Genomic DNA, 23,460 nt, shown 5'->3' with positions numbered 1-23,460 from the left:
CTTCATCTACACGATTTTTTAATACTGGCTTTCTTCTGGAGATTTCCTGTAATGCTAATTCACCTCCTTGCTCATACAATTCTTTAAATCTATAAAAACTGTCTCGGGAATATCCCATCACCTTACAGGCTTTGGATACGTTTCCTAAATGTTGTGCTAATTCAAGTACGCCTAACTTGTTTTTGATGATCTTTTGTTGTGTTGTCATAATACTTAATCTGTTTTAAAGTTATTTAATTTGATTATAACTGTCAGATTAAGTATTAACTAATTCAATTTATTGTATAATGTAAGTCTATTTTATTACTTCAATAGCTGGTTAAAAGTGTCACCCTGTCTAATATCACCAGTGTTGTATCCTTTCATAAACCATTCTTTACGCTGAGCGGATGATCCGTGCGTAAAGCTTTCCTGATTAACATATCCTTGGGATCTTCTTTGAATATTATCATCACCTACAGCTTGTGCTGCATCTATAGCAGATTGGATATCTCCGGGTTCTATGATGTTTTTGGTGTCATTTGTTCTTTTGGTCCAAACTCCAGCATAGAAATCAGCTTGTAGTTCTGTGGCTACAGATACTTTATTCATTTCAGCATCAGAATATCTTCCGCTTCTTCTTAGAGCATCTACTTTTTGTGTAGTTCCTAAAAGCGTTTGAACATGGTGACCTACTTCATGAGCAAGAACGTAAGCAACGGTAAACTCTGTTACTTTAGCACCAAATTTCTGTTGTAGTTCATTGAAGAAACTCATATCCATATACACCTTTTGATCGGCAGGACAATAAAACGGGCCCATGGCTGATTGGGCAGTACCACATGCCGAGGTAGTTGTATTTTCAAAAAGAACGATTTCGGGAGCAGTGTAAGTCATTCCATTTTCTCTAAAGATCTGTTCCCATGTAATCATGTTCCATTTTCCCATCATGTCAACCATTTCTCCTATTTGCTTTTCTTGCGCGGTAAGCTCTCTTCTTTCAGAGTTTCCTGAAGATTGTATGCTGCCAGAATTCAATATACCGGAAGGATCCCCTCCCAAAAAGAAAACAATGGCTGCTATAATTAAAGTTCCGAGCCCGCCTCCTACAATCATACCACCACCTCCGCCTCCGGAGCCACGGCGATCATCAACGTTGCCGCCTCTGTCGTCTGTCCATCTCATAATAATATCTTTTTTGTTTCGTAAATTTATAAAATTAAAGTTTACAATAGCTAAAATGTTATAATTGTAATATTAAAATCTATTCTTCATTAAACTTTTCGATGAGTACCTTTTTATAATACTCTTTGTTATGTCCGTTGGTGTGTTCCAGATAGTTATATTTCTGTTGAAAGTATTGTTTTTGACAGTTTTGTGGCAGGTATTGATTGATAGTATCTTCATCGGTATGCTCAACTATAGGATAAGTGGGAAGTTCAGCTGGCAATACAGATTTATTTTTTGCTACAACTTCAATGATTTTGTGCTGTAAGAAAGTTGTGCAGCTGAATTTGGGAATATCTGTTTCTATATACTTTTTGTAATAATAATTAATTGCCTCTTTTTTAAATGTCTTCTCTAAGTTTTGTCTGTCAATGGTTATAAATAGCGTATAGAGCCAAAGATACTTGACATAATTTTTTAGTCTCTTTTTAGAATGCTTATCATCCGGTGAAATAAGAATATTTGAAAGATTGGATTTTTTTAAAATATCCACAAGAAATAATTCTGAAACATTTTTTAACTCCCCAATATTTTTTTTATCCTCAATGCTATAATAGGTATCTAGTTTTCCATAGGTTTCGATGACTATTTTTTCGTTGATGTATTCATGAAGAGCAGCCTGATCTCCTGTATAGATGATCTTTTTATCCTTATCTACAGTAATATTTAGTTTTTCTGTAGGTTCAAGAAATAGATTGATATTTTGAATAGGCTCTTCCGGAATATTTATTAAGATCCTATCCGTTTCAGTAAATTCTTTTTTGTCGCGGCTATTGAGGGGCGTTTCTTTTTTACCATTTTTTACAATGATAGGTTTAGCGGTGTTATTGATAATAGTAAGTTTCTGAGCTCTTAACCCTGAAAATAAAAATAAGAGGATGAAAAACATCCTCTTATTTTGAAATAAATATTTCATATTGTAAAGTATAAACTCAATAGAACTTTGAATTAAATTTTGCTGCTTTCAGACAGTTTCTTAATCCTATTCTTGAATTTTTGGTTTTGGTTAATGTTTTCTTCTTCCAAATATAAATAAAATATCTATTGATGTTGATTTCTATAGATCCGGTTTATCGATTTAGTTGTTTGGTTTTTAGCCAATAAGAAGTTGACTGATAAGCTGAAATAGCATCATCTACCAGTTTTTGATCTGTATTTTTTAATAGTTTCTCGTTATAGTATAATTTGAACTCAGGAGCAAGATCACTTTTCTCGAGTTCAAGAGAGTATTGTTTTGCCTTTTTAACCGGAGAAATGATGGTTAAACGATTGTCTTTTACAAATCCAAGATCTTGATATGTGGCAATATAGGCCTTAGGCTGGAATTCAGGTTTGAAAACATCCTGACCCAGGAATTTAGATTGATAACTGAAGTTTAGCAATCCAAAAAGAGTAGGCATAAGATCAATTTGTGACATTAATGTATCAAATTTTTGAGGCTGGATAAACCCTTCTGAAAAGATCATTGCAGGAATTCTGTATTTATCCATTGGAAGTTCTGTTTTTCCTGCGCTAGAAGCACAATGGTCTGCAATAATAACGAAGACTGTATTTTTATACCAATCCTGCTTTTTTGCCATGTCGAAAAAAAGCTTTAGAGAATAGTCTGTATATTTCACTCCACCTTCACGGGATTTTGACGTTCCCGGAATATCAATTCTTCCATCAGGGTAAGTGAAAGGTCTGTGGTTGGAAACGGTCATCCAATGATTGAAAAACGGCTTTCCTGATTTTGCTTCAGCATTCATTACCTGAATGGCTTTTCTGGCCATATCTTCATCTGCAACTCCCCAAACATTGGCAAAGGTAATTTCTTCAGGCTTGAAATTGTTTCTGTCTACAATATCATATCCGTTTCCACCGAAAAAGTCCTGCATATTATCAAAATAGCTGTAGCCTCCATATAGGAATTTAACATCATAGCCTTTAGACTTGAATACACTTCCGGTAGTGAATTTGTTTTTATTATCATTTCTTTTAATGATACTTTCTCCAGCAGTAGGAGGAATACAAAGTGTTAAGGCTTCCAGTCCGCGTACTGTTCTGTTTCCTGTTGCGTAAAGATTGGTAAGCATCAGAGATTTATCCGCAAGACTGTCCAGGAATGGAGTGATTTTCTGGGTATTTCCATAATGTTCCATAAAATCGGCAGAAAGACTTTCAATAGAGATAAGTACCACATTTTTCTTTACTTCTGGCTGTTCTGCTACAATATTTCTGGACAAGGAGTGTTGTGGAAACTGACTTAAAAAACTCTTTTCAGCCTGTTGTTGGTTGATTTGTGAGTAAAACTGGAAATAATCTAGTTCATTATGGGTGAACGCCCAATAGAATTTAGGAAGTCCGTTGGCTTCAATTTCATCAGCAAAAACATTGTCAGATTTAATCTGCATTAATGATGGAAGGGTCATTAGGCTTATTGCACAAAGTACAGCGAATGATCCCAGTAAGATCAGTTTTTGTTTAAAATTAGGAAGTTCTAATAATTCGTCTTTAGTCTTTTTATAAATAAACCATGTTATCGCTAAAGTTACAATCATAATCCCTGAAAATAACGGAATAACCGGATAACTTTCCATGATATTTCCTATAACCTCATTTGTGTATATTAAATAATCTACGGCAATAAAATTATAGCGTACTCCAAATTCATTGTAGAAGAAATATTCACTTACTCCATTGAATATAATTAAAAGAACATATAGTAGTAAGGTGATAAAATATAAGATATTACGAATCTTAATTCTTTGGGTAGGAAGGAATAACATCAACCCAAATAGAAAGGTCTTTACTCCTACAAAAGAAAGGGCTATCTCCGTGACAGAACCTCCATATTGCTTGAATATATTATTTGGAACCAGCCAGATATACATAAAAAAGGCCGCTAATGCTCCAAAAATAATGTATCCATAGGGCTTTTTATATTTTGAATTGGATAGAAATAAGAAGTAGAGTGCAAGGATGGCACTGGCGAGGATAAAAACAAAAATATCGTTGATAAGACCTACAAACAGTACTTTAATGATTTCAAAAAAGCCGAAACTTGCTGTAGTGATAGGATGGAAAAAGAATACCGTCCTTATTATCAAAGAAATAATCAGATAAAAAACTCCTAAATATAGGAAAGGTTTTATTTTTTTTAAAAACATGGATTTATGGTCTATACGATTTTCACAAAGATAGTTCGTTGTATCTAACTTTTAGGTCAAAAAAAGCAAAACCTGATATTTATTAATAAGAATTTAAGAGTTTATAGGTATAATTTAAACCTTAGTTTAATTAATCTGTGGATATTTTGAGATTTGCCAACAAAAAAGAGACTATTTTTAATAGTCTCTTTATATCGTTAAAGTATATCATCAATTAAGAATGTCCAAAACCGATGTTTCCTTTTTTATCAGATAAGTTTTTTTTGAAATCGATCATTCTTAAAGCAGTTACTGCAGCTTCTACACCTTTATTTCCAAGGTCTCCGCCGCTTCTTGCGATAGATTGTTCTTTGGTGTCGTCTGTAAGAACGCAGAAAATCGTAGGAGTATCTGTCATGATATTACAGTCCTTGATACCTTGTGCTACAGCAGAGCAAACATAATCGAAGTGAGGTGTTTCTCCACGGATTACACATCCAATAGAGATTACAGCGTCATATTTTCTTTCTTTGCAAAGCTGCATGCTCGCGTAGCTTAGTTCAAAAGCTCCTGGAACAGGAAAAAGCTTGATGTTTTCAGGTTTTACCCCTTCTTTTTCAAGGATTTCCAAAGCTGCATCACGAAGATTGTACGTTACAAAATCATTCCACTCAGAAAAAACAATGCCGATAGAAAAATCTTCGGCATTAGTTATATGAAGTGGCTTGTAATCGGAAAGATTAACTGTTGCCATTTTTTAATAATATTTAGTCATTTCAATGTAAGAATCAGACATTCCGTTGTCATAATCCTGGTATTTCTCGTCAATTGAAGAGAAGTATTTTTTAGCCTCTGCATTTTTCTTTAATCCTAAAGCTACGATACCTGCTTTTCTTGTGAAGAAATAAGTCGTATAAGGATCATCAGAAGCAGTAGCTGCTTTGTCTAATAATGATAGAGCTTCGTCATTTTTGTTCAATCCTGATTTTGCATCAGCCATAGCTCCGTATTTCATTGCCATTAGCGTTTTGTTGTCAGAAGAGAATTTATCTAATAGATCGTAAGCTTCCTGGAATTTTCCTTCTTTGAATTTCAATAAACCAGCGTTGTAAGCAGATAACTGACCGATGCTAGTTGCTGAATATTCGTTAGCTGTTCCAATGAAACCTGGGTTTGCAGCAGATTTTCCTCCTAGAGCTTCAGCATTTTTATTTTCTGTAAGGTTTTTCTGAGCAGCAAGGAAGCTTTTCATTGCTTCCGCGTTTTTAGGAGCAACTACAAATTGCTTATATCCGAAGAATCCTAAAACTCCTAACACTAAAACTCCAAAAACAATCCCTAGTGGTTTTGAATATTTTTCAAGAAATCTCTCAGTGTTTAAGGCCTCTCTGTCAAGATCTTTGAAGAACTCAACTGTTTCTTTACCTTCTTGCTCGTTCTGAGCATTCTTTCCCAATTTTGCCATAAGTTTTTAAAAATTGAATTGCAAATTTAATTGTTTCTTAGAGATTTACAAAATAGTTTTAGAGCATTATTCTATAAATGTTATGAATTATCAACTGTTAATATAGAAAATGCCTCGAAAACATAGTTTTCGAGGCATTAATTTTTTATTGATATAGATTAATATTCTAAAATGTGATAGACTTCAGCGCCAAATTTTTTCAGCTTTTCATCTCCCTTCAGTCCTGTTAAACCAATAAGGAAACTGAATTGAGAGACAGTCGCACCTTGCTTTTCTACTAATTTAGCAGCAGCTTCGGTTGTTCCTCCTGTTGCTAAAAGATCATCATGAATTAAAACTCTTTGTCCAGGTTTTATTTGCCCTTCACGGGTTTCGATAACAGCGCTTCCATATTCCAGATCATATTTTTCTGAAATGACTGGTGGTGGAAGTTTTCCTGCTTTTCTGATTAAGATAAAAGGAACTTCTAATGCTACAGCAATCGCAATCCCAAAAAGATAACCACGGCTTTCTATTCCGCATACTGCATCTACTTTTCCTTTACTTTTGGCAGCAAGGTCTGCGATGACATCTTCATAAAGTTTTGGATCTAAAAAAATAGGTGAGATATCCTTAAACTGAATCCCTGGAATAGGAAAGTCCGGAATATTTTCAATTGTTTCTTCTAGTCTTTTGATGAGTTCTGCTGAGGCCATTTATGGGTTGATTTTATAACTGGAAATTTTCCAGTCTCCGTTTACATTTTTAAGTCCAAAAGTTACCTTTAATGAGGTCGTTTTTCCGTTTTTATCCGTTACATCATAAGTAGCATTTACACTAGCTCCATTGGGATTAGATGCACTGGTGGTAATATTTTTTACGCTTACATTCTTTATAGCTCCAAAACCTGAATTAGGATTGGAGAAAGACTCATAGCTTCCCCAGCTTGGGTTGTTTGAAGCGTCATAAGCCGCTTTAAGATTCTGAGAACTTACACTGTTCAGAAACTTGCTTACTGTATTTTTTGGATCTGCAGTAGGCTGTTTTGGAGTAGCCGGTGCTGCAGGTGTTGCTGTACCTGGTTCTGTAGTTGCAGGTGGAGTAGTTGTAGCCGGATTATTCGGATCTACTACTGCACTTGGTTGCTGTGGTACTGCGGTTGTATCTGTTTTTGGAACGGCAGGAACTTTCAATGCTGCTGCATTTACATCCAATCCAATTTTAGACATTTTGAATGTCTTTGCCGTTGTTTTTACAGAAACGGTGATATCAATTTTGTTATCTACTACTTTTGAAGCCGGAATAGAAGAGAATTTAAGGTTAAATCCTTTAAAGTTGTTATCCTGCATCAGGTTTTTAGCAGTAGAAAGTCTTACTCCATTGCTGAACACTTCCAAGGTAGCTTCCAAACCTGCTCCGGTAAATGATACAGGTTTTCCCGCGGCATCTACTAATCTAGGAATGATCTGGATGGCTGTTGGCGCACCGTTTCCATCATTACCTGTTGGGTTTGTTACAATCGATAATGCTCCTGCTTTTACGTCATTAGGATCGCTTTCTTTAGCTTTATCATCACCGAAGATATTCATTTCACCTAATGAAGGAGGATTAGTACTGGCCCATTCAATTCCGTTTTTTTGTGCAACTTCATCAGCAAGGGTCATGATTTCGGGAACTTTTTTCCCGTTAATCAGTTTTCCAAGAGCTTTTAGCTCGTTCACATCTCCATCAGCTTCCACGCCAAATGTTTTAAGGATATAAAGAGCTTCATTAAACTTAATTTGTTTAATGGTAGGTAAGCTGGAAGTCATATCATTGATACTTGACTGCAGCGTTTTAGTATTCGTAGCATCTACATGATCTTTCTTACATGCTGTAAAAAGCAACAGACTGAAAACAAGTAGAAAAGAAAACTTTTTCATTTTTATTTGGTTTGTTGCAAATTTACTAAAACCTTTATTAATAGTGGATTTTATTTTTATTTTGTTTTTTCTGGAAATCATTTTTAAAATAACTGTTGAAAATAGGGGATATATTTTAAGAAAAAAAAGACTGATCGTTTAAACAATCAGTCTTTTAGAGTTTTATTGTGTTATAAGTCCTTAGAAAGGATACTCATAAATTTCAGATTCGTGTAGGTATGGGTTTCCTGTAGGAATCAACTTCAGTTTAGATAAAGCTGAAAGTACAGTAAACATAAATAATCCAGCTACGAATAGAACTGCTCCTAGGATTAACAAGAATACTTCAGGAGTGTTCCAGAATGGGCCTACCGTTCCTGGCATTACCATGTTGAAGTAATCTAAAAGGTGTCCTAAGATAACTACTACAGCCATTGTGGTAACCACTTTATAGTTTCTCTTGATGCTGCTACTTACTAATACCAATAGTGGTAATAAGAAGTTAATGATCAGCATTGGTAAGAATGTAGTACCGTAGTGTTGGAATCTACCAAAGAAGTAGTTAACCTCTTCCGGAACGTTTGCATACCAATAAAGCATGAACTGAGCGAACCATGTATATGTCCAAAGCATACTTGTAGCGAAAAGGAATACTCCTAAATCGTGTAAGTGGTTGTCATTGAACTGTGGTAAGAAACCATTTTTCTTAAGATAAACACTTAATAGAATGATTACAGCAATACCACTTGAAAGGCAGCTAACCATTGAATACCAGATATACATTGTAGAATACCAGTGAGGGTCAATAGACATCAACCAGTCCCAAGCCCAAGCAGCAGAAGCAAATCCGAAGAATGCAATATATCCTACCGCCCATCTGTAAAGCATTTGATACTCAACTTTAGATTTAGTATCGTCTACTTTTTTAGACTGAGCTTTAAGTTTCCATGCGAAGAAAGAAGCACCTACAACATAAATGATCGTTCTGATAGCATAGAAAGGTATGTTTAAGAATCTTTTCTTTTCGAATAAAATTACGTCAAAGTGTGCAGATTCAGGGTTTGTTAATTCCGGATCCATCCAGTGGAATAGGTGGCCATTGTGAGTGATATTTAAGATCATCATAATAACCAGTATAGCACCTCCGTAAGGAATATAAGAAGCAATAGCTTCCATTACTCTTGTGATGATAATAGGCCATCCTGCGTGAGCTGCGTGCTGAATACAGTAGAAGAACAGTACAGCGCAACTTACTCCAAAGAAGAACACTGCCACAAAGTGCAATGATGCTAAAGGCTGGTTATGGATTTGCATAGTAGCATGCTCTAAGTGAGCTGCATGATCCTGCGGTCCAACCATTTCACTTGAGTGAGTAGGAGCATCATGACCAGAAGCGTGAACAGCTTCCATCATTTGTTCTATTTTCTCAGTAGAAAGTCCTTTGTTCATAAAGAAACCAATACCAAACAGAACTAAACCTACAACAAGAAGTATTATAGAAGTTGATTTTAATTTTGGTGAAAAACTATACATTTCTTTTCTTATTTTTTAGTTTCGGTAGTCGTTTCAGTTGCTGGTGCTGCGGCTGCCGGAGCTGCTGGGCCTTTTTTGAAGGCACTCATCACATACATTGCCACTCTCCATCTATCACCAGGGTTTAGCTGTCCAGCATAAGATCCCATTGCGTTTCTACCGTTTGTTAATACATAATGAACAGATCCTACAGTAATTTCTCTGTCTGCATAGTTTGGAACTCCAGAAAATGCACCAGATTGTACAATTGGTCCTTGTCCATCACCTCCTGTTCCGTGACATGCAGCACAAGTGTGGTCGAACAATACTTTTCCTCTTTCAAGATCCTTCGCTGCATTAGCTGGGTTTAGAGGAGAAGCTGTTAGTTTTTTAGAAGCATCATACCCTGCGTTGTACTCGTCAACATTCTTTGGTAATAAGCTTTCTTCAAAAACTCCGTCTTTATTTTGAGCAACTGATCCTTCTACTGGAGAAAGACCTGTTGCACCATTATTTTTAACAAAAGCAGGGATCTCATTTTCATGATCTGAATACGCATCCTGAGCTTTCATCAATGGATCATAAGCTACCGGAAAATACATGTCCGGGAAGTATACCAATGGAGTGTTCTCCTTTGGTCCGCAAGAGTTAAGTAAAACTGTTGTTAAACCTAAAACTGCTGTAATTCTTAATACATTCTTTTTCATTTTAAGCGTCTTTAACAGTTATTTCTTCAACTCCAGTTTCAATTAGCAACTGCTTTACAGATTCTACATCTTCAGTTACGAATTCCATCATGAATTTATCATCAGTAGTTCTTGGATCTGGGTTCTGAGCTGGAGCTCCTGGATACATTTTGTTTCTAACTAAGAAAGTTAAAGACATCATGTGAGCAGCACAGAATACCATTAATTCGAACATTGGAACTACGAATGCCGGCATGTTGTGTCCCCAGTCGAATGCTGGTTTACCACCGATGTTCTGAGGCCAGTCGTGGTTCATTACGTACCAAGTTAAAGTAGCACCAATAGTAACACCATAACAAGCATAGATGAAAGCAGCATCAGAAATTCTAGTTTTCTTTAACCCTAAAGCCTTATCTAGTCCGTGAACCGGAAACGGAGTATAAACCTCGTTTATTTTGATTCCTTTATCGTTGAATGCTTTAACGCCGTTCATTAAATCGTCGTCGTCAGCATAAAGTCCGTATACAATTTTAGTGGTGCTCATCTCCTTCTTTTGCTTTATAAGTTTCACCTGAGATTTTCAAAATCGATTTTAATTCAGCCTGTGCAATTACAGGGAATGTTCTTGCGTATAATAAGAATAATACAGAGAAGAATCCGATAGTTCCTAAGTATACACCCACATCAATGATCGTTGGCTTAAACATTGTCCATGATCCTGGTAAGTAGTCTCTTGAAAGGTTGATAACGATGATATCAAAACGCTCAAACCACATACCGATGTTGATGATCAAAGCAACAATGAAAGTCCAGATAATGTTCGTTCTAGCTTTTTTGAACCAGAAAGAAGCAGGAACCACAAGGTTACAGATGATCAATGACCAGAATGCCCACCAGTAAGGTCCTACAGCAGCACCTGGAGAAAGATATGTGAAATCCTCAAATCTAGATCCTGAGTACCATCCGATGAAATATTCAGTTGCATAAGCTACAGTTACCATACCACCTGTAAGAACGATTACGATGTTCATAATTTCGATATGATACATTGTAATATATTCTTCTAAGTGACAAACTTTTCTAGCAACCAACAATAGTGTCTGTACCATTGCAAATCCTGAGAAGATCGCACCAGCAACGAAGTAAGGAGGGTAGATAGTTGAGTGCCATCCTTTAATTACTGAAGTCGCGAAGTCAAAAGATACGGTTGTGTGTACCGAGAATACAAGTGGAGTTGCCAAACCTGCAAGAACCAAAGAAAGTTCTTCGAATCTTTGCCAGTGTTTTGCTTTACCACCCCAACCGAATGCAAGGAAAGTATAAATCTTTTTAGTCCAAGGAGTTTTAGCTCTATCTCTGATCATTGCAAAGTCAGGGATAAGTCCCATGAACCAGAATACAGTTGATACTGAGAAATACGTAGAGATCGCAAATACGTCCCAAAGTAGAGGAGAGTTGAAGTTCCCCCAAAGAGAACCGAATTGGTTTGGTAATGGGAATACCCAGTATCCAACCCAAACTCTACCCATGTGAATTACAGGGAAGATTGCTGCCTGTACAACCGCAAAGATCGTCATCGCCTCTGCAGATCTGTTTACAGACATTCTCCATCTCTGTCTAAATAATAATAATACTGCTGAGATTAGGGTTCCGGCGTGACCGATACCTACCCACCATACGAAGTTGGTAATATCCCAACCCCAGTTAATAGTTCTGTTAAGCCCCCATGATCCAATACCTGTCCCGATCGTATAAGCGATACATCCGAATCCATAGATGAATAGAACTAAGGCTGCATATAATGAAATCCACCATAATTTACCTGCTCTTTCTTCGATAGGTCGTGCAATATCTTCTGTGATATCGTGATAAGTTTTGTGACCAATAATTAGAGGTTCCCTTATCGGAGCTTCGTAATGTCCTGACATTTTTTACCTATTTATTATTTAAACTTTATTTTTCTACTCTGTTTCTTACTTTAGTGTGATAGAACACGTTTGGTTTTGTTCCGATCTCCTCTAGTAAATAATATCTTCTGTTAGAGGCGTAAACCTTTCTAATTGAAGAATCTTTATCATTCATGTCTCCAAATGTCATTGCACCAGTAGAACAAGCTTTAGAACAAGCTGTCTGGAATTCTCCATCCTTCACTTTTCTTCCTTCTTTCTTAGCCTCAAGAATAGTATTCTGAGTCATTTGGATACACATTGAACATTTCTCCATTACCCCTCTAGTTCTTACAACTACGTCTGGGTTAAGTACCATTCTTCCTAAATCGTTGTTCATGTTGTAATCGAACTTATCGTTTAGGTTATAAGTAAACCAGTTGAAACGTCTTACTTTGTATGGACAGTTGTTTGCACAATATCTGGTACCGATACATCTGTTGTAAGCCATATGGTTTTGACCTTGCTTACCGTGTGAAGTTGCCGCTACCGGACATACTGTTTCACATGGAGCGTGGTTACAGTGCTGACACATTACTGGTTGGAAGATTACATCCGGATTATCAGCCGGGTGGTTCAATGCCCCACCTTCTTTGTTGAATGCAGTACCGTATAATTCTGGTACAGCCATTCCTTCTTTTAATCCTTCGTATACTTCAACTTTTTGTTTTGAAGAGTAGTAACGGTCAATTCTTAACCAATACATATCTCTAGACATTCTTACTTCTTCTTTACCTACTACAGGAACGTTGTTTTCAGCCTGACAAGCAATGATACATGCTCCACAACCTGTACAAGAGTTCAAGTCGATAGATAAGTTGAAGTGAGGACCGTCAGTATCATCAAATGCATCCCAAAGGTCGATTTTTCTTGCTGGAAGAGCTCCACTGATTGTGTGGTATTCCAAAGGTTTGTTCCATCCTTTGTGCTCATCGTCGAATGGTACGTTGATGAATTCAGCTAAAGGAACTTCTTTAGCGATTTCGTAACGACCCATTAATGTATTTTGAAGCTGGATACCTGCGAATTCGTGATCTTCTCCTGTTTTCTCGATTTTAACACCAGAAAGAACAAGGTTAGAACCATCGAATAAAGGATAAGCATTTACCCCTGTATCAGCAGTTGCTCCTGAGTTTTTCTTACCATATCCAAGCGCAAGACCTACTGATCCTTCTGCTTGACCTGGCTGTACGAATACAGGAACGTCTTTTATTGTAACTCCGTTTACAGTAAGGTTTACGATAGAACCATCTAACTGCATTCTCGCATTAAGATCGTTATCGATAGCAAACTTTTCTGCATCTTTTGGAGAAATTGTCAAGTAGTTATCCCAAGACATTCTAGTGATCGGGTCAGGTAACTCTTGTAACCAAGGGTTGTTTGCCTGAGTACCATCTCCCATTGAAGTCTTAGTGTATAATACTAATTCTAAATCAGAAGCTTTGAAGTTTCCTAATTCAGCAACAGCCTGAGCAGCGTTTCCACCTGCATAAGATAATGTTGTTGAGTTAGTAGAAGCATTGATACCGTTATATAATGCTTTGTTGAAAGAAGTACCGCCTAAAAGAGAAGCAGAGCTTGCCTTTAAATAATCGTAGTAGTTGTTTGCAGCATTGTTCTTACCATTTTTCCAAACCAATAAAGATTCTTCAATCTGTCTTGATTTATAGATTTTCTGGATGGTAGGCTGCATTAATGAATATACTCCAGTCTGTGGTTCGATATCTCCCCAAGACTCTAACCAGTTAGCTACTGGAATAACAGCCTTAGCTGCTTTGTACATTTCATTTTTCTTATCAGCAACAGCAATTACATAAGGAACTTTAGATAAAGACTTTTTGAAGTCTTCTCCTTTTGGATGAGCATAGATAGGATCTACGTTGTTTGTAACTAGTACTCCAACTTGTCCACCGTTTACCCAACCTAGGAATTCCTGATATCTTGCACCGTTGAATTCTTTTAGGAAGTTAGCTTTACCAGTGAAAGCTACTGAACCTAATTTTTGGTTGATTAAGTGTGCTAAAACCTGTGCACCTTTAGAACCGTCAGCAAAAACAACAGCTTTGCTACCTTTTGCTTTAAGTTCGTTAGCAATTTCAGTTGCAGTTTTATCAGAAGTACCGCCACCTACGATTGCGTTGTAAACTTCAACTAAAGTTTTGTTTACTGCACTTGGCTTTAATCTGTATCTTGAGTCAGCGTTAGCACCAGTTAATGACATGTTAGATTCCACTTGGATGTGTCTTAACATGTTTGCTCCTGGTTTTCTAGCCGCTGCGTAAGAAGACTCTAAGCTTGAAGCGTTATAATCTCCTAAGAAATCAGCCTGGAAAGAAACTACCAATTCAGAACCATTAAGGTCATAAACAGGTAATGCTCTTTGTCCGAATACTTCCTGAGCTGCATCTAGTCCTGCAGCATACGGATATGCATCGAAAGTTACTAATTCAGCTGTAGGATATTTAGCTTTGAATTCAGCAAATAGCTTTTTGAAAGTTGGTGAAGCAAAAGAGTGTGATAAAACCACAATCTTTTTGCCTGATGCTTTAGCTTCTTCCAAACCTTTGATAACGAAACTGTCTACTTTATCGAAAGTTTCATCTTTACCGTCTAGTTTAGGCTGCTTTACTTTATCATTATCATAAAGAGAAAGTACACTTGCCTGAGCTCTTGCGTTAGTTTTACCTAAATCACCACCAGCCGGGTTTGGTTCAATTTTGATTGGTCTACCTTCTCTAGTTTTTACTAAAACACTAGCAAAGTCGAACCCATCAAAATATGTTGAAGCGTAATAGTTAGGGACTCCTGGAATAATATCATGCGGTTTTACCACATAAGGAATCGTTTTGATTACCGGAGCTTCGCAGGCAGCTAAAGTAACTGCTGCAGTAGAGAATCCTAATAATTTAAGGAAATCTCTTCTTGAAGTACTTGATCCGTTTGTCTCAGCATCTCCAAGGAAATCTTCTACCGGAATTTCTTCCTGAAACTCTTTCTGAGCCAGCTTATTATTTAAAGCTGGATCTTTAAGTTCATGAATACTTCTGAATTGTATTTTGTTTGAAGCCATTTATACTTCTAATTTTTTAGTTATTAATAATGACATTTACCACACTCAAGACCTCCAATTGCATCTACAGTGATTTTACCTCCATCTTGTGGATATTGTTTTTTCAACTTGTCGTGTAGATTCTTGAAGTACTCTTTATTATAACCGTTGTTCATATCAACCTCAGTAGTTCTGTGGCACTCGATACACCATCCCATAGTAAAGTCGTTAGCCATTTGAACAACATTCATTGTGTCAATCTTACCGTGACAAGCTTTACAAACAACATCAATTTTGTTGTTAGGGTTCTTCTTGTTGAAAGAGTTGATGATCGCTTGTTCGCCAGCAATAACGTGCTGAGAGTGGTTGAAGTAAACGAAATCTGGCATGTTGTGGATTCTTGTCCATTCAACCGGTTGTGTTTTTCCTGTATACTGTTGTTTAGCAGGATCCCAACCTGTTGCTGCGTAGATCTTCTGAATTTCTCCATCATAGAATGCCTTATCTTTTCCTGGCTCCATGTAGTGATCTGCGTTGTATTCAGAAATTGTTCTGTGACAGTTCATACAAACGTTCATAGAAGGAATCTCAGATACTTTTCCGTATTTAGCACTAGAGTGACATAATTGACAGTCAATTTTTTGTTCTCCAGCGTGGATTTTGTGAGAGAAGTAGATTGGTTGTTCTGGTTTGTAACCTTTGTAAACCCCGATCCACATTAACCAGTTCCAAACTCCGTAAGCCGCAAGAATAGCAAGAATTGCTAATAACGCCTTACCAACGTAGTGGAACTTCTCGTACATTTCACTGAAAGAACGAACTCTTGTTTCGTTAAGCCCTGATAACTCTTCAGATTGACCTAGTTTTACTAATTGTCTTAGTTTAACTAAAATCCAAACTAATAGACCAGCGATGGCTAAAAGTGAAATAATAACGATGTTTGTTGTGCTTTTGTCTGCAGGAGCTGCCGTAGCTGCGCCAGCTGCAGGAGTTGCTTCCGTCTTTTTCTCCTCAGGAGCAGGAGGGTTAGTTGTGAAAGCTAAAATGTCATCAATATCCTTCTCCGTAAGGTTAGGGAATTGTAACATTTCAGTCTTATTAAACTTTTCAAAAATCTCATTGGCGTATTTATCCCCAGAAGCTCTTAGAGCTTTGTTGTCTTTGATCCACTTGTGAAGCCAATCTCTGTCTACACCGCCTTCTGTCTTAACACGTTCTACAACCCCCTTTAATGGTGGCCCTATTACCTGTTTGTCCAATGCGTGACATGCAGTACAATTCGCTTTGAAAAGTTTCTCTCCGTTTTTAGGATCGCCGTCTTGCCCGTAAAATGAAGCACTGGTTGATAGCAATAAGCCTATTGCGATCAACGTTTTTTTATAATGCTTTCTCCAACTAATCATTTAAATTATCTTATGTTAGTAAATTATTGAAACATATCAATTCCGCAAAAATAATATTTTTAACAGAAATTTAACGGCATATAGAAAGGGGAAAATATCATTTACGTTTAATTTGTATTGATTCTAAATAACTCGTTTGGTATAGTTTTTTAATTTGTATAAATTTGCGGAAACAAGTTTAAATGAGAAATTTGATCAAAATATTTTCGATATTATCATTGTTTGGTTTTTATAGTATTGAAGCCCAGCAGGTTGTTAAAAAGGATACGCTTTCAGGAACGGAGCTTGTCATCACCATGGATTCCAAAATAAACGCTGCTTTGGAAGGAGTGGAAGATAAATGTTCTAGAGTTGTTACCAATAATCCAATCAAAGATTATAGCAATAATGAGTCTGGTATTTCCTCAGGAACGAGTACAAAACCAAATAAGATTTATGTACCGAATAGGGAATTGACGAATGCTGAAATCTGTAGAAAAAATCCTAGAATTTTAGGATACAAAATTCAGATTACAACTGTAAAAAGTAATGAAGAAGCTAATGAGGTAAAGTCTTACTTCAGAAAAAGATTTCCTAACCTTAAAGTGGAAACCGATGCTTCTTTAAGACCCAACTATAAAATTTTAGCAGGAAGTTATTTTACTAAACAGAGTGCTTCTGGTGATCTTTCTAAAATAAGAGAATACTTCAAGTCTGCAGTTGCTGTACAGTATAGAATCTTCTGTTCAGAAGCAAAGTAATATTGAATATTTCAAAATATATAAGCCGGGAATTGTCCCGGCTTTTTTTATTGGTAATACGTTTCTAAGAACCAGAAGAATTCTGACATTCTGAACAGGTTGTTGGTGAGTAGATACATCAACAATACGCTAATTATTAATGTTAAAAAAGCCATCATTTTTGCAGAGGATCTGTATGAGCGTAATAGCCACCCCATAAGCAATGGATATACAAATATAAAATGTCCGCCATAAATATATGAAGTGTGAAGTCCGAATCTCATTACACAATGGATCACAATGTCAAAGAAGAATGAAATCATAATGACCTGAACCCATTTATTCTTGAAATTTTTTAGATAACTCCAACTTATTAATATCAATAATAAGATAATGAAAATGTAGGGAATAGGAGATGAATAAAGATCCATATAAAGACCTTTAAAGTCAAAACCTTTCATATTATGCTTGTCAGATATGATAAAACTTGGAAAAAGAATATTCCCTCCAAAAAAGAAAGAAAGGATCATATCCCATGTCGGCATAGATTCTACATTAGAGAATTTTTCATACTGTTGATTCGTCTTTGAAAAAATGTTCTGGTATTTGAAATCAATCCTATAAAGATAGAGTAGTGCATAGAGTAAGATGGCTATTATTCCTCTTAGAATTGCACTTGCTATTTTTTTCCAGTTTTTGAAAAGCCCTTTTTCAAAAAATACCGGGATGAAAACTTTTACAATATTAGTGATAGTGAGTCCTCCAATAGTGATACTTGCCAATGATAAAGCTGCTGCTGGGATCTTTTCTTCTTTTCTGAGTTTTATAGCTGCATAATGATTGTACAATGAAAGTAAAAATAAGGTGTAAGTGAAATTTTCCGGAGTGAAGGAAAGAATAATATTGGTTGAGAATACCCAAAAAAATAAAGTAATCAATAGGTTATAGGCTAATGGAAGGCTGATAATATTTTTAAGGTATTTAAAAATCTGAACAACATTTAAGGTAATAATAATATTGCTAAGCCATGCCAGGGCAAGCCTGAAGGTCGTATCCATTTTTCCGCCTGATATTAACAGGCAGAGTTCTCTGATCCAGTTGAAAAAATAATAAGATAAAGGATGTCTTTCAAAGCTGCCTCCTGTCATTAGGATCGATTTATTATCGAAACTAAAGTAAGCATCCCATGGAATTCGGCTGTCGAAGATAATTCTATAATGAATGGCAATATAAGATCCAAGGATCCCATAGCAAGTGATAAAAAACAAGAAAACAGCCAGTTCTGTATAAGAGGATGGAAAAACGAGCCTTAGAAAGTTAATAAATTTTGTTTTGATAAATAACACGTGTCGTATTTTTTGCAAAAGTAAAACAAAAAACCACCAGAATTGGTGGTTTTAGGAAGATTGTATATACACAATGATTATTGTTTGATTATTTTTTCTGTGGTGGAAGTTCCATCTGCAAACTCTACTTTCATCAGATAAGTTCCTTTTGGAAGAGTAGAAATGTTGGTGTTTTCGGATTCTGTTCTGCTAAGTGTTTTTCCAGACATATCTATAACGGAAGTAGATTTTATTTTTTTGTCTGTTTTAATATTAATTTCTCCTCGAGTTGGGTTAGGATAGATAGCAGTACTTGTTTTTGTTTTTGAATTTTCATGAGTGCCAAGAGATCCGCCGGTAGTGATTTTTACATCATCCAACATAAACATATATTTATTTTCGGCCATATAGTTGAAGCCTACTCTTATCGTTTGTCCTGCATAAGCGTCAAGATTATAAGTTACCATTTGCCAAGCAGGATAGGTAGCATTCAGAGCGGTAGCTCCGGAAATGATTGTGAAGTTGGTGTCGGTAACGGGAGTACCGCTTCCTGTGTATATCCCTACTTTGTATTGTTCAGTATAATCTGGGGAAAGAGCTTTTACCCAAAATGTTAGAGTATTGGATGTTGTGCCTAGCGCTACCGCAGGAGTAATAAGCCAATCGTTGTTGGCAATTGTTCCTAATTGTGCAGATGCAGCCCATGACGCAGCATATTTTTGACCGGTGTGTGGAGTGAAGTCTCTTACTTCTTCATCTACTCCTGCTGTTGCTGTAAGATTGTTTGTAGCATTAGTTGCGGAAGGGTTAAATATTTGAAAAGCCTTCGCTGATGAAGCATTAGGCCAATTGGGAGTCCATGAAGAAACAGTAGTTCCATTGATTACTGGGCCACCACCATAAAAGGTGTTTGCTCCGTCAAGATCAAGTGTAAGCCAACTTCCAATTCCGGTAACAACAAAGTTCGGATATGTTTCAAAGCTCTCATTGAGCAAAACTGTTTGGGAATATGCAAGCGTTCCCAACATTAAACTTAAAGAAAGTATAATTTTTTTCATATTAAAAAGATTTTTCTAAATTTAGTAAAAATCATTTAATATGATGTTGATATTTTAATGAATATTTTTGCTTTGTGGTATATTTGTTAAGAACTACACGAAAGTGTAGAGCATCCGGCTGTGTCATCATACCCGGAAGGTCTTTTGGTTGAAAATTCTGGATATAGCTCTGTATAAGGGTTTTCCAATGCTTGGGTTAATTTATCCAGCATTTCAGTTTTTCCATTGTTGATTTCCTCAATACATTCATAAAGCAGATAATTCCTTAGAATAAACTTAGGGTTTGATTTTGCCATCATTTGTAAAGAATCTTCTCTTGAAATAGAATTTGAATTCAGTCTGGATTGATATTTTTCAATAAAGTTTTTAAGCTTGCTAACTTTTTCTTCATTTAAAAAAGAGTAGGAGGCAATGCTGAAATATTCTTTTAGATTGGTATCCGCTGTTAAGTTTTCCAATTGAGAGAAAAATAAAGTATGATCAAATTCTAATTCCTGCATCAATCCCTGCCAGTTGGTGAAAAACTCTTCATCATCTTTTTTCAGTTCATCAAATCCAAATTTTCTGCAGAGCATCTTGTCGTGAGCTTCCCAAAAATAATTACCATACTTGTTTAAAGTATCTTCCAAAAACTTTTCATCTTTAATGATAGGATGAAGGGCATTGGCCAGTTGCCAAAGATTCCATTGAGAGATTTGGCCTTGTTTTCCAAAAGCATATCTCCTTCCTGGAAGATCGGTAGTGTTAGGAGTAAAATTCAAATCATATTCATCCATCATAGAATAAGGCCCATAGTCGATAGTGAGTCCTAAAATCGACATATTATCCGTATTCATCACTCCATGTACAAATCCAACTCTAAACCATTCAACCATAAGGTCTGCTGTACGAGTACAAACGTTTTCAAAAAAATCTTTATATCTTTGAATATCAGATGATGTGATCTCTGGAAAATAATTTTCAATGGTGAAATCCAGTAAATCTTGTAAGTTTTTATACTCTTGTTGAGCAGACATCAATTCAAAGTGTCCAAAACGAAGAAAGCTTTCAGCAGTTCTGATTACTACGGCTCCTTTTTCCAATTGTGGATTTCCGTTATACATGATATCACGTACAACATCTTCTCCGGTAAAGGAAAGGCTTAAAGCTCTTGTTGTAGGAACGCCTAAGTGATACATGGCTTCACTCATTAGATATTCTCTTACCGAAGACCTGAGAACAGCTCTTCCATCTGCATGGCGAGAATAAGGAGTAGCACCAGCACCTTTCCATTGTATTTCTGTTTTTTTTCCTGAGCTATTAGTGATTTCTCCTGCAAGGATTGCCCTTCCGTCTCCAAGTTGGCCCGCCCAGCTTCCAAACTGATGACCTGCATAAGCTGTTGCATAGGTTTGAACGTTGCCCGGGAGATTATTTCCTACTAAAAAATCAAGATCTTTATCTTCAAATTTGCCTAGCCCTATCTCTTCTGATAAAGGCTCATTAAAGGCTATTACCTGAGGCTTATCAAAACCGGCAGGCTGGATGGTTGAAAATAAAACCTTAGGAGTATTTCGCTGCATAGGGTTGTTGGAAAAATCTCCGGGAAATTTTTTAATAAAAGGCTGGCTGATGCGTTCGATATTCATGCTTCAAAGGTATTAATTATAAAAGAAAAGACCTTCCAAATTCTTGAAAGGTCTTATGTATTTCTAAAAGAGAATTTATTTATTAAAATCTACCTCATCGTTGGAATGAAGGTTTTCATTAATATTCTCTTCTTTCTTTTCTGTAGGTTTTTTAGGGGTCGGATCTGCTGCTCTTGGATTCTTAATCTCATCAATGGTCTGAAGACTTCCGTCATCTCCATATCCGCCGCCAAGTCCTTTAAGGTTTGAACAGCCATCTTTCCAGTCTGAAGGTTTGATGAACTTGTCATCCGGAGTAACTCCTAATGTTTTATCAGCCCATACTTTCTTCATGAAGATTGCCCAGATTGGTAATGCCATTCTTGCACCCTGACCTTCACCGGTTCCAAAGAAGTGGGTTGCTCTGTCTTCCCATCCTACCCATGCTCCGGTTGCAAGTTTTGGAGTGATTCCCATAAACCAACCATCGGAGTTGTTCTGTGTAGTACCTGTTTTAGCTGCAATTTCCACTGCTTTTGAGATTCCTCTTCTTCCTAGTTCTCCTGATGCAGTACCATATTGCGCAACACCCTTCATTAGTTCAATCATAGTATAAGCATACATTGGGTTCATTACTTCCTTAGGCTCTACGTTTACTTCCTTAATTACTCTACCATTGGCATCTTCAATTCTCCATATCATCTCCGGTTTATTGTAGTTTCCGTAGTTGGCGAAAGTACTGTAAGCACCTAACATCTCATAGATGGTAATATCTGATGAACCAAGCGCGATCGTATTGTTTCTGGGAATATCTTCTGTTACCCCAAGATCTCTTGCGGTCTGGATAACAGCATCTACACCTGTCATTTCAATAAGTCTTGCAGCAATCGGGTTCTGAGAGTGTGCTAAACCATCTTTTAAGGTAAGCATTCCTCCTCTTCCTGGTACATGCCATCCATTGTGGTCATAAGTTCCGTTAGAAACAGTTGAACAAGGAGTCATACCTAACTTCATAATAGCTGTTGCATATACGAAAGGCTTGAAGGTAGATCCTACCTGTCTCTTTCCTTGCTTGATGTGGTCATATTGGAAATGCTGCCAATCAATACCTCCTACCCATGCTTTGATTTCTCCGGTTCCCGGAACCATAGACATAAGTCCTGCTTGTGCAATTTGTTTGTGGTATCTGATAGAGTCCCAAGGTGACATTTCAACCTCTTCTTCTCCAGCCCATGTAAATCTTGAAGTTTTGATAGGCTTTTTGAATTCCATCATGATAGAGTCATCAGGCATCCCATCAGCTTTTAATAGCTTGTATCTGCCGGTTCTCTTCATAGCCTGAAGCATTACATCGCTGATCTGCTTATCAGTAAGGTAATAGAAAGGCCTGTTTTTTCTTCCTCTTTGTTCTGCATCAAATCTTTTCTGAAGATCCGTTAAGTGTTCCTTAATGGCTTCCTCAGCGTACTTTTGCATTTTAGAATCAAGAGTCACATAAATTTTTAAACCGTCTTTATAAAGATTAAGCTTTTTTCCTGTTTCTTTTTCGTTGGCTTCAAGATACTTGTCGATCTCTTTTCTCAGATAGAACTTATAGTATGCTGAATATCCATCAGTAATGCTTTTAATAGGGTGGAAATCCACTTCTATAGGAGTATTGGCTGCTTTTTCGTAAGTAGCAGCATCAATATATCCTGTTTTCTGCATCTGATCCAATACAACATTCCTTCTTTCCTTTGCTTTTTCAGGATATCTGTAAGGGTTGTTTTTTCTTGGGTTTTCAAGCATTGCAACAAAAGTTGCTGCTTCTGGTAAAGTAAGTTCGGAAGTCTTTTTATTAAAATAAACTCTGGATGCCATTTCAACACCGTTAGCGTTGAATAAGAAATCGAATTTATTAAAGTAAAGGGTAATGATTTCTTCCTTGGTGTATCTTTTTTCAAGACTTACAGCAACCACCCATTCTTTCAGCTTTTGGAATGCTCTTTCCACCTTGTTTTGAGAAGCTGTTCCTGTGAAAAGAAGTTTTGCTAGCTGCTGGGTAATAGTAGAACCTCCACCACGGCCACCACCGTAAGCTACAGCTCTGGCGATAGAATATAAGTCGATTCCAGAATGTTCTTTAAAACGCTCATCTTCTTTTGCCTGAAGGGCATAGATAAGGTAAGGAGGAAGCTCCTTGTAAACAACCGGTTGAGTTTTTTCTTTTTCGAATTTACCTAATGTTACCCCATCTGAAGAAATGATTTCAGAAGCGACAAAGATATCTGGGTTTTCAAGCTCTTTTACATCTGGCATCTCTCCAAGGAATCCTTGTGAGACGGCAAAGAAAAGCCCTGAAATCCCTAAAACTACCGCAATAAGTCCTATCCAAATAAATGAGACCCATTTTTTCCAAGAGGTGTTCTTTTTTTTAGGGGGTAGAGGAAATTTCTTCCCCTTATTTCCTGTATTCTTATTATTTACTTCCATTTAT

19 protein-coding genes are annotated in these 23,460 nt (G+C 36.6%); 1 reads left to right on the top strand and 18 read right to left on the bottom strand.

Going from position 1 to position 23,460, the window contains the following annotated elements:
* The 14 genes from GTR01_RS07395 to GTR01_RS07330 form a co-directional block, all read right to left on the bottom strand.
* The coding region (locus GTR01_RS07395; RefSeq protein ID WP_160137215.1) for a helix-turn-helix domain-containing protein at window positions 1-208 on the bottom strand (208 nt) is incomplete at its 3' end.
* A 95-nt stretch (window positions 209-303) separates the two neighbouring features.
* Window positions 304-1,164 (bottom strand): neutral zinc metallopeptidase, encoded by an 861-nt coding sequence (locus tag GTR01_RS07390; protein ID WP_160137214.1) that lies wholly within the window; start codon window positions 1,162-1,164, stop codon window positions 304-306.
* Between the two features lie 79 nt (window positions 1,165-1,243).
* Window positions 1,244-2,095 carry a hypothetical protein gene (locus GTR01_RS07385; protein ID WP_160137213.1) on the bottom strand — a complete coding sequence of 284 codons (852 nt, stop codon included), beginning with the start codon at window positions 2,093-2,095 and terminating at the stop codon, window positions 1,244-1,246.
* Between the two features lie 181 nt (window positions 2,096-2,276).
* Window positions 2,277-4,355, bottom strand: a complete 2,079-nt coding sequence (locus GTR01_RS07380) for an LTA synthase family protein (protein ID WP_160137212.1) — start codon at window positions 4,353-4,355, stop codon at window positions 2,277-2,279.
* Between the two features lie 214 nt (window positions 4,356-4,569).
* Window positions 4,570-5,088 (bottom strand): 6,7-dimethyl-8-ribityllumazine synthase, encoded by a 519-nt coding sequence (ribH, locus tag GTR01_RS07375; protein ID WP_065395674.1) that lies wholly within the window; start codon window positions 5,086-5,088, stop codon window positions 4,570-4,572.
* Between the two features lie 3 nt (window positions 5,089-5,091).
* Window positions 5,092-5,799, bottom strand: coding sequence for a tetratricopeptide repeat protein (locus GTR01_RS07370; protein ID WP_160137211.1), 708 nt, complete (start codon window positions 5,797-5,799; stop codon window positions 5,092-5,094).
* A gap of 158 nt (window positions 5,800-5,957) precedes the next feature.
* Window positions 5,958-6,494 (bottom strand): adenine phosphoribosyltransferase, encoded by a 537-nt coding sequence (locus GTR01_RS07365; RefSeq protein WP_160137210.1) that lies wholly within the window; start codon window positions 6,492-6,494, stop codon window positions 5,958-5,960.
* Complete coding sequence (locus GTR01_RS07360; protein ID WP_160137209.1) at window positions 6,495-7,700, bottom strand: hypothetical protein; 1,206 nt, start codon at window positions 7,698-7,700, stop codon at window positions 6,495-6,497. It abuts the gene before it with no gap.
* Between the two features lie 180 nt (window positions 7,701-7,880).
* A complete protein-coding gene (locus tag GTR01_RS07355; protein WP_160137208.1) occupies window positions 7,881-9,212 on the bottom strand; it encodes a quinol:cytochrome C oxidoreductase in 1,332 nt (443 codons plus the stop codon).
* An 8-nt stretch (window positions 9,213-9,220) separates the two neighbouring features.
* Window positions 9,221-9,898 (bottom strand): c-type cytochrome, encoded by a 678-nt coding sequence (locus GTR01_RS07350; RefSeq protein WP_160137207.1) that lies wholly within the window; start codon window positions 9,896-9,898, stop codon window positions 9,221-9,223.
* 1 nt (window position 9,899) lies between these two features.
* Complete coding sequence (locus tag GTR01_RS07345) at window positions 9,900-10,421, bottom strand: DUF3341 domain-containing protein (RefSeq protein WP_047098680.1); 522 nt, start codon at window positions 10,419-10,421, stop codon at window positions 9,900-9,902.
* A complete protein-coding gene (nrfD, locus tag GTR01_RS07340; RefSeq protein WP_045491788.1) occupies window positions 10,408-11,805 on the bottom strand; it encodes an NrfD/PsrC family molybdoenzyme membrane anchor subunit in 1,398 nt (465 codons plus the stop codon). Before nrfD ends, GTR01_RS07345 begins: the two co-directional genes overlap by 14 nt.
* A 25-nt stretch (window positions 11,806-11,830) precedes the next feature.
* Window positions 11,831-14,893, bottom strand: coding sequence for a TAT-variant-translocated molybdopterin oxidoreductase (locus GTR01_RS07335; protein WP_160137206.1), 3,063 nt, complete (start codon window positions 14,891-14,893; stop codon window positions 11,831-11,833).
* 23 nt (window positions 14,894-14,916) lie between these two features.
* Window positions 14,917-16,275, bottom strand: coding sequence for a c-type cytochrome (locus GTR01_RS07330; protein ID WP_160137205.1), 1,359 nt, complete (start codon window positions 16,273-16,275; stop codon window positions 14,917-14,919).
* A gap of 182 nt (window positions 16,276-16,457) precedes the next feature.
* Here GTR01_RS07330 and GTR01_RS07325 point away from each other — a divergent pair, with 182 nt between their 5' ends.
* Window positions 16,458-17,015 carry an SPOR domain-containing protein gene (locus tag GTR01_RS07325; RefSeq protein ID WP_160137204.1) on the top strand — a complete coding sequence of 186 codons (558 nt, stop codon included), beginning with the start codon at window positions 16,458-16,460 and terminating at the stop codon, window positions 17,013-17,015.
* 47 nt (window positions 17,016-17,062) lie between these two features.
* Here GTR01_RS07325 and GTR01_RS07320 read toward each other — a convergent pair whose 3' ends face one another.
* The 4 genes from GTR01_RS07320 to GTR01_RS07305 all read right to left on the bottom strand — a co-directional run bounded on the left by GTR01_RS07320 (window position 17,063) and on the right by GTR01_RS07305 (window position 23,456).
* Window positions 17,063-18,340, bottom strand: a complete 1,278-nt coding sequence (locus tag GTR01_RS07320; RefSeq protein ID WP_228452178.1) for a DUF6080 domain-containing protein — start codon at window positions 18,338-18,340, stop codon at window positions 17,063-17,065.
* Window positions 18,341-18,417: 77 nt separating this feature from the next.
* Window positions 18,418-19,377, bottom strand: a complete 960-nt coding sequence (locus GTR01_RS07315; RefSeq protein WP_160137203.1) for a T9SS-dependent choice-of-anchor J family protein — start codon at window positions 19,375-19,377, stop codon at window positions 18,418-18,420.
* Between the two features lie 86 nt (window positions 19,378-19,463).
* Window positions 19,464-21,005 (bottom strand): protein adenylyltransferase SelO, encoded by a 1,542-nt coding sequence (locus GTR01_RS07310; protein WP_160137202.1) that lies wholly within the window; start codon window positions 21,003-21,005, stop codon window positions 19,464-19,466.
* Between the two features lie 75 nt (window positions 21,006-21,080).
* Entirely contained in the window at window positions 21,081-23,456 is a 2,376-nt protein-coding gene (locus GTR01_RS07305) for a transglycosylase domain-containing protein (protein WP_160137201.1), read from the bottom strand.
* Window positions 23,457-23,460 lie beyond the last annotated feature (4 nt).

Origin of the sequence: Chryseobacterium sp. c4a (genome assembly GCF_009900745.1) — a bacterium.
In the GTDB taxonomy this organism is placed as follows: Bacteria; Bacteroidota; Bacteroidia; order Flavobacteriales; family Weeksellaceae; genus Chryseobacterium.
Note: the sequence above shows the minus strand (reverse complement) of the source record. Positions and strands in the feature narration are given on the sequence as shown.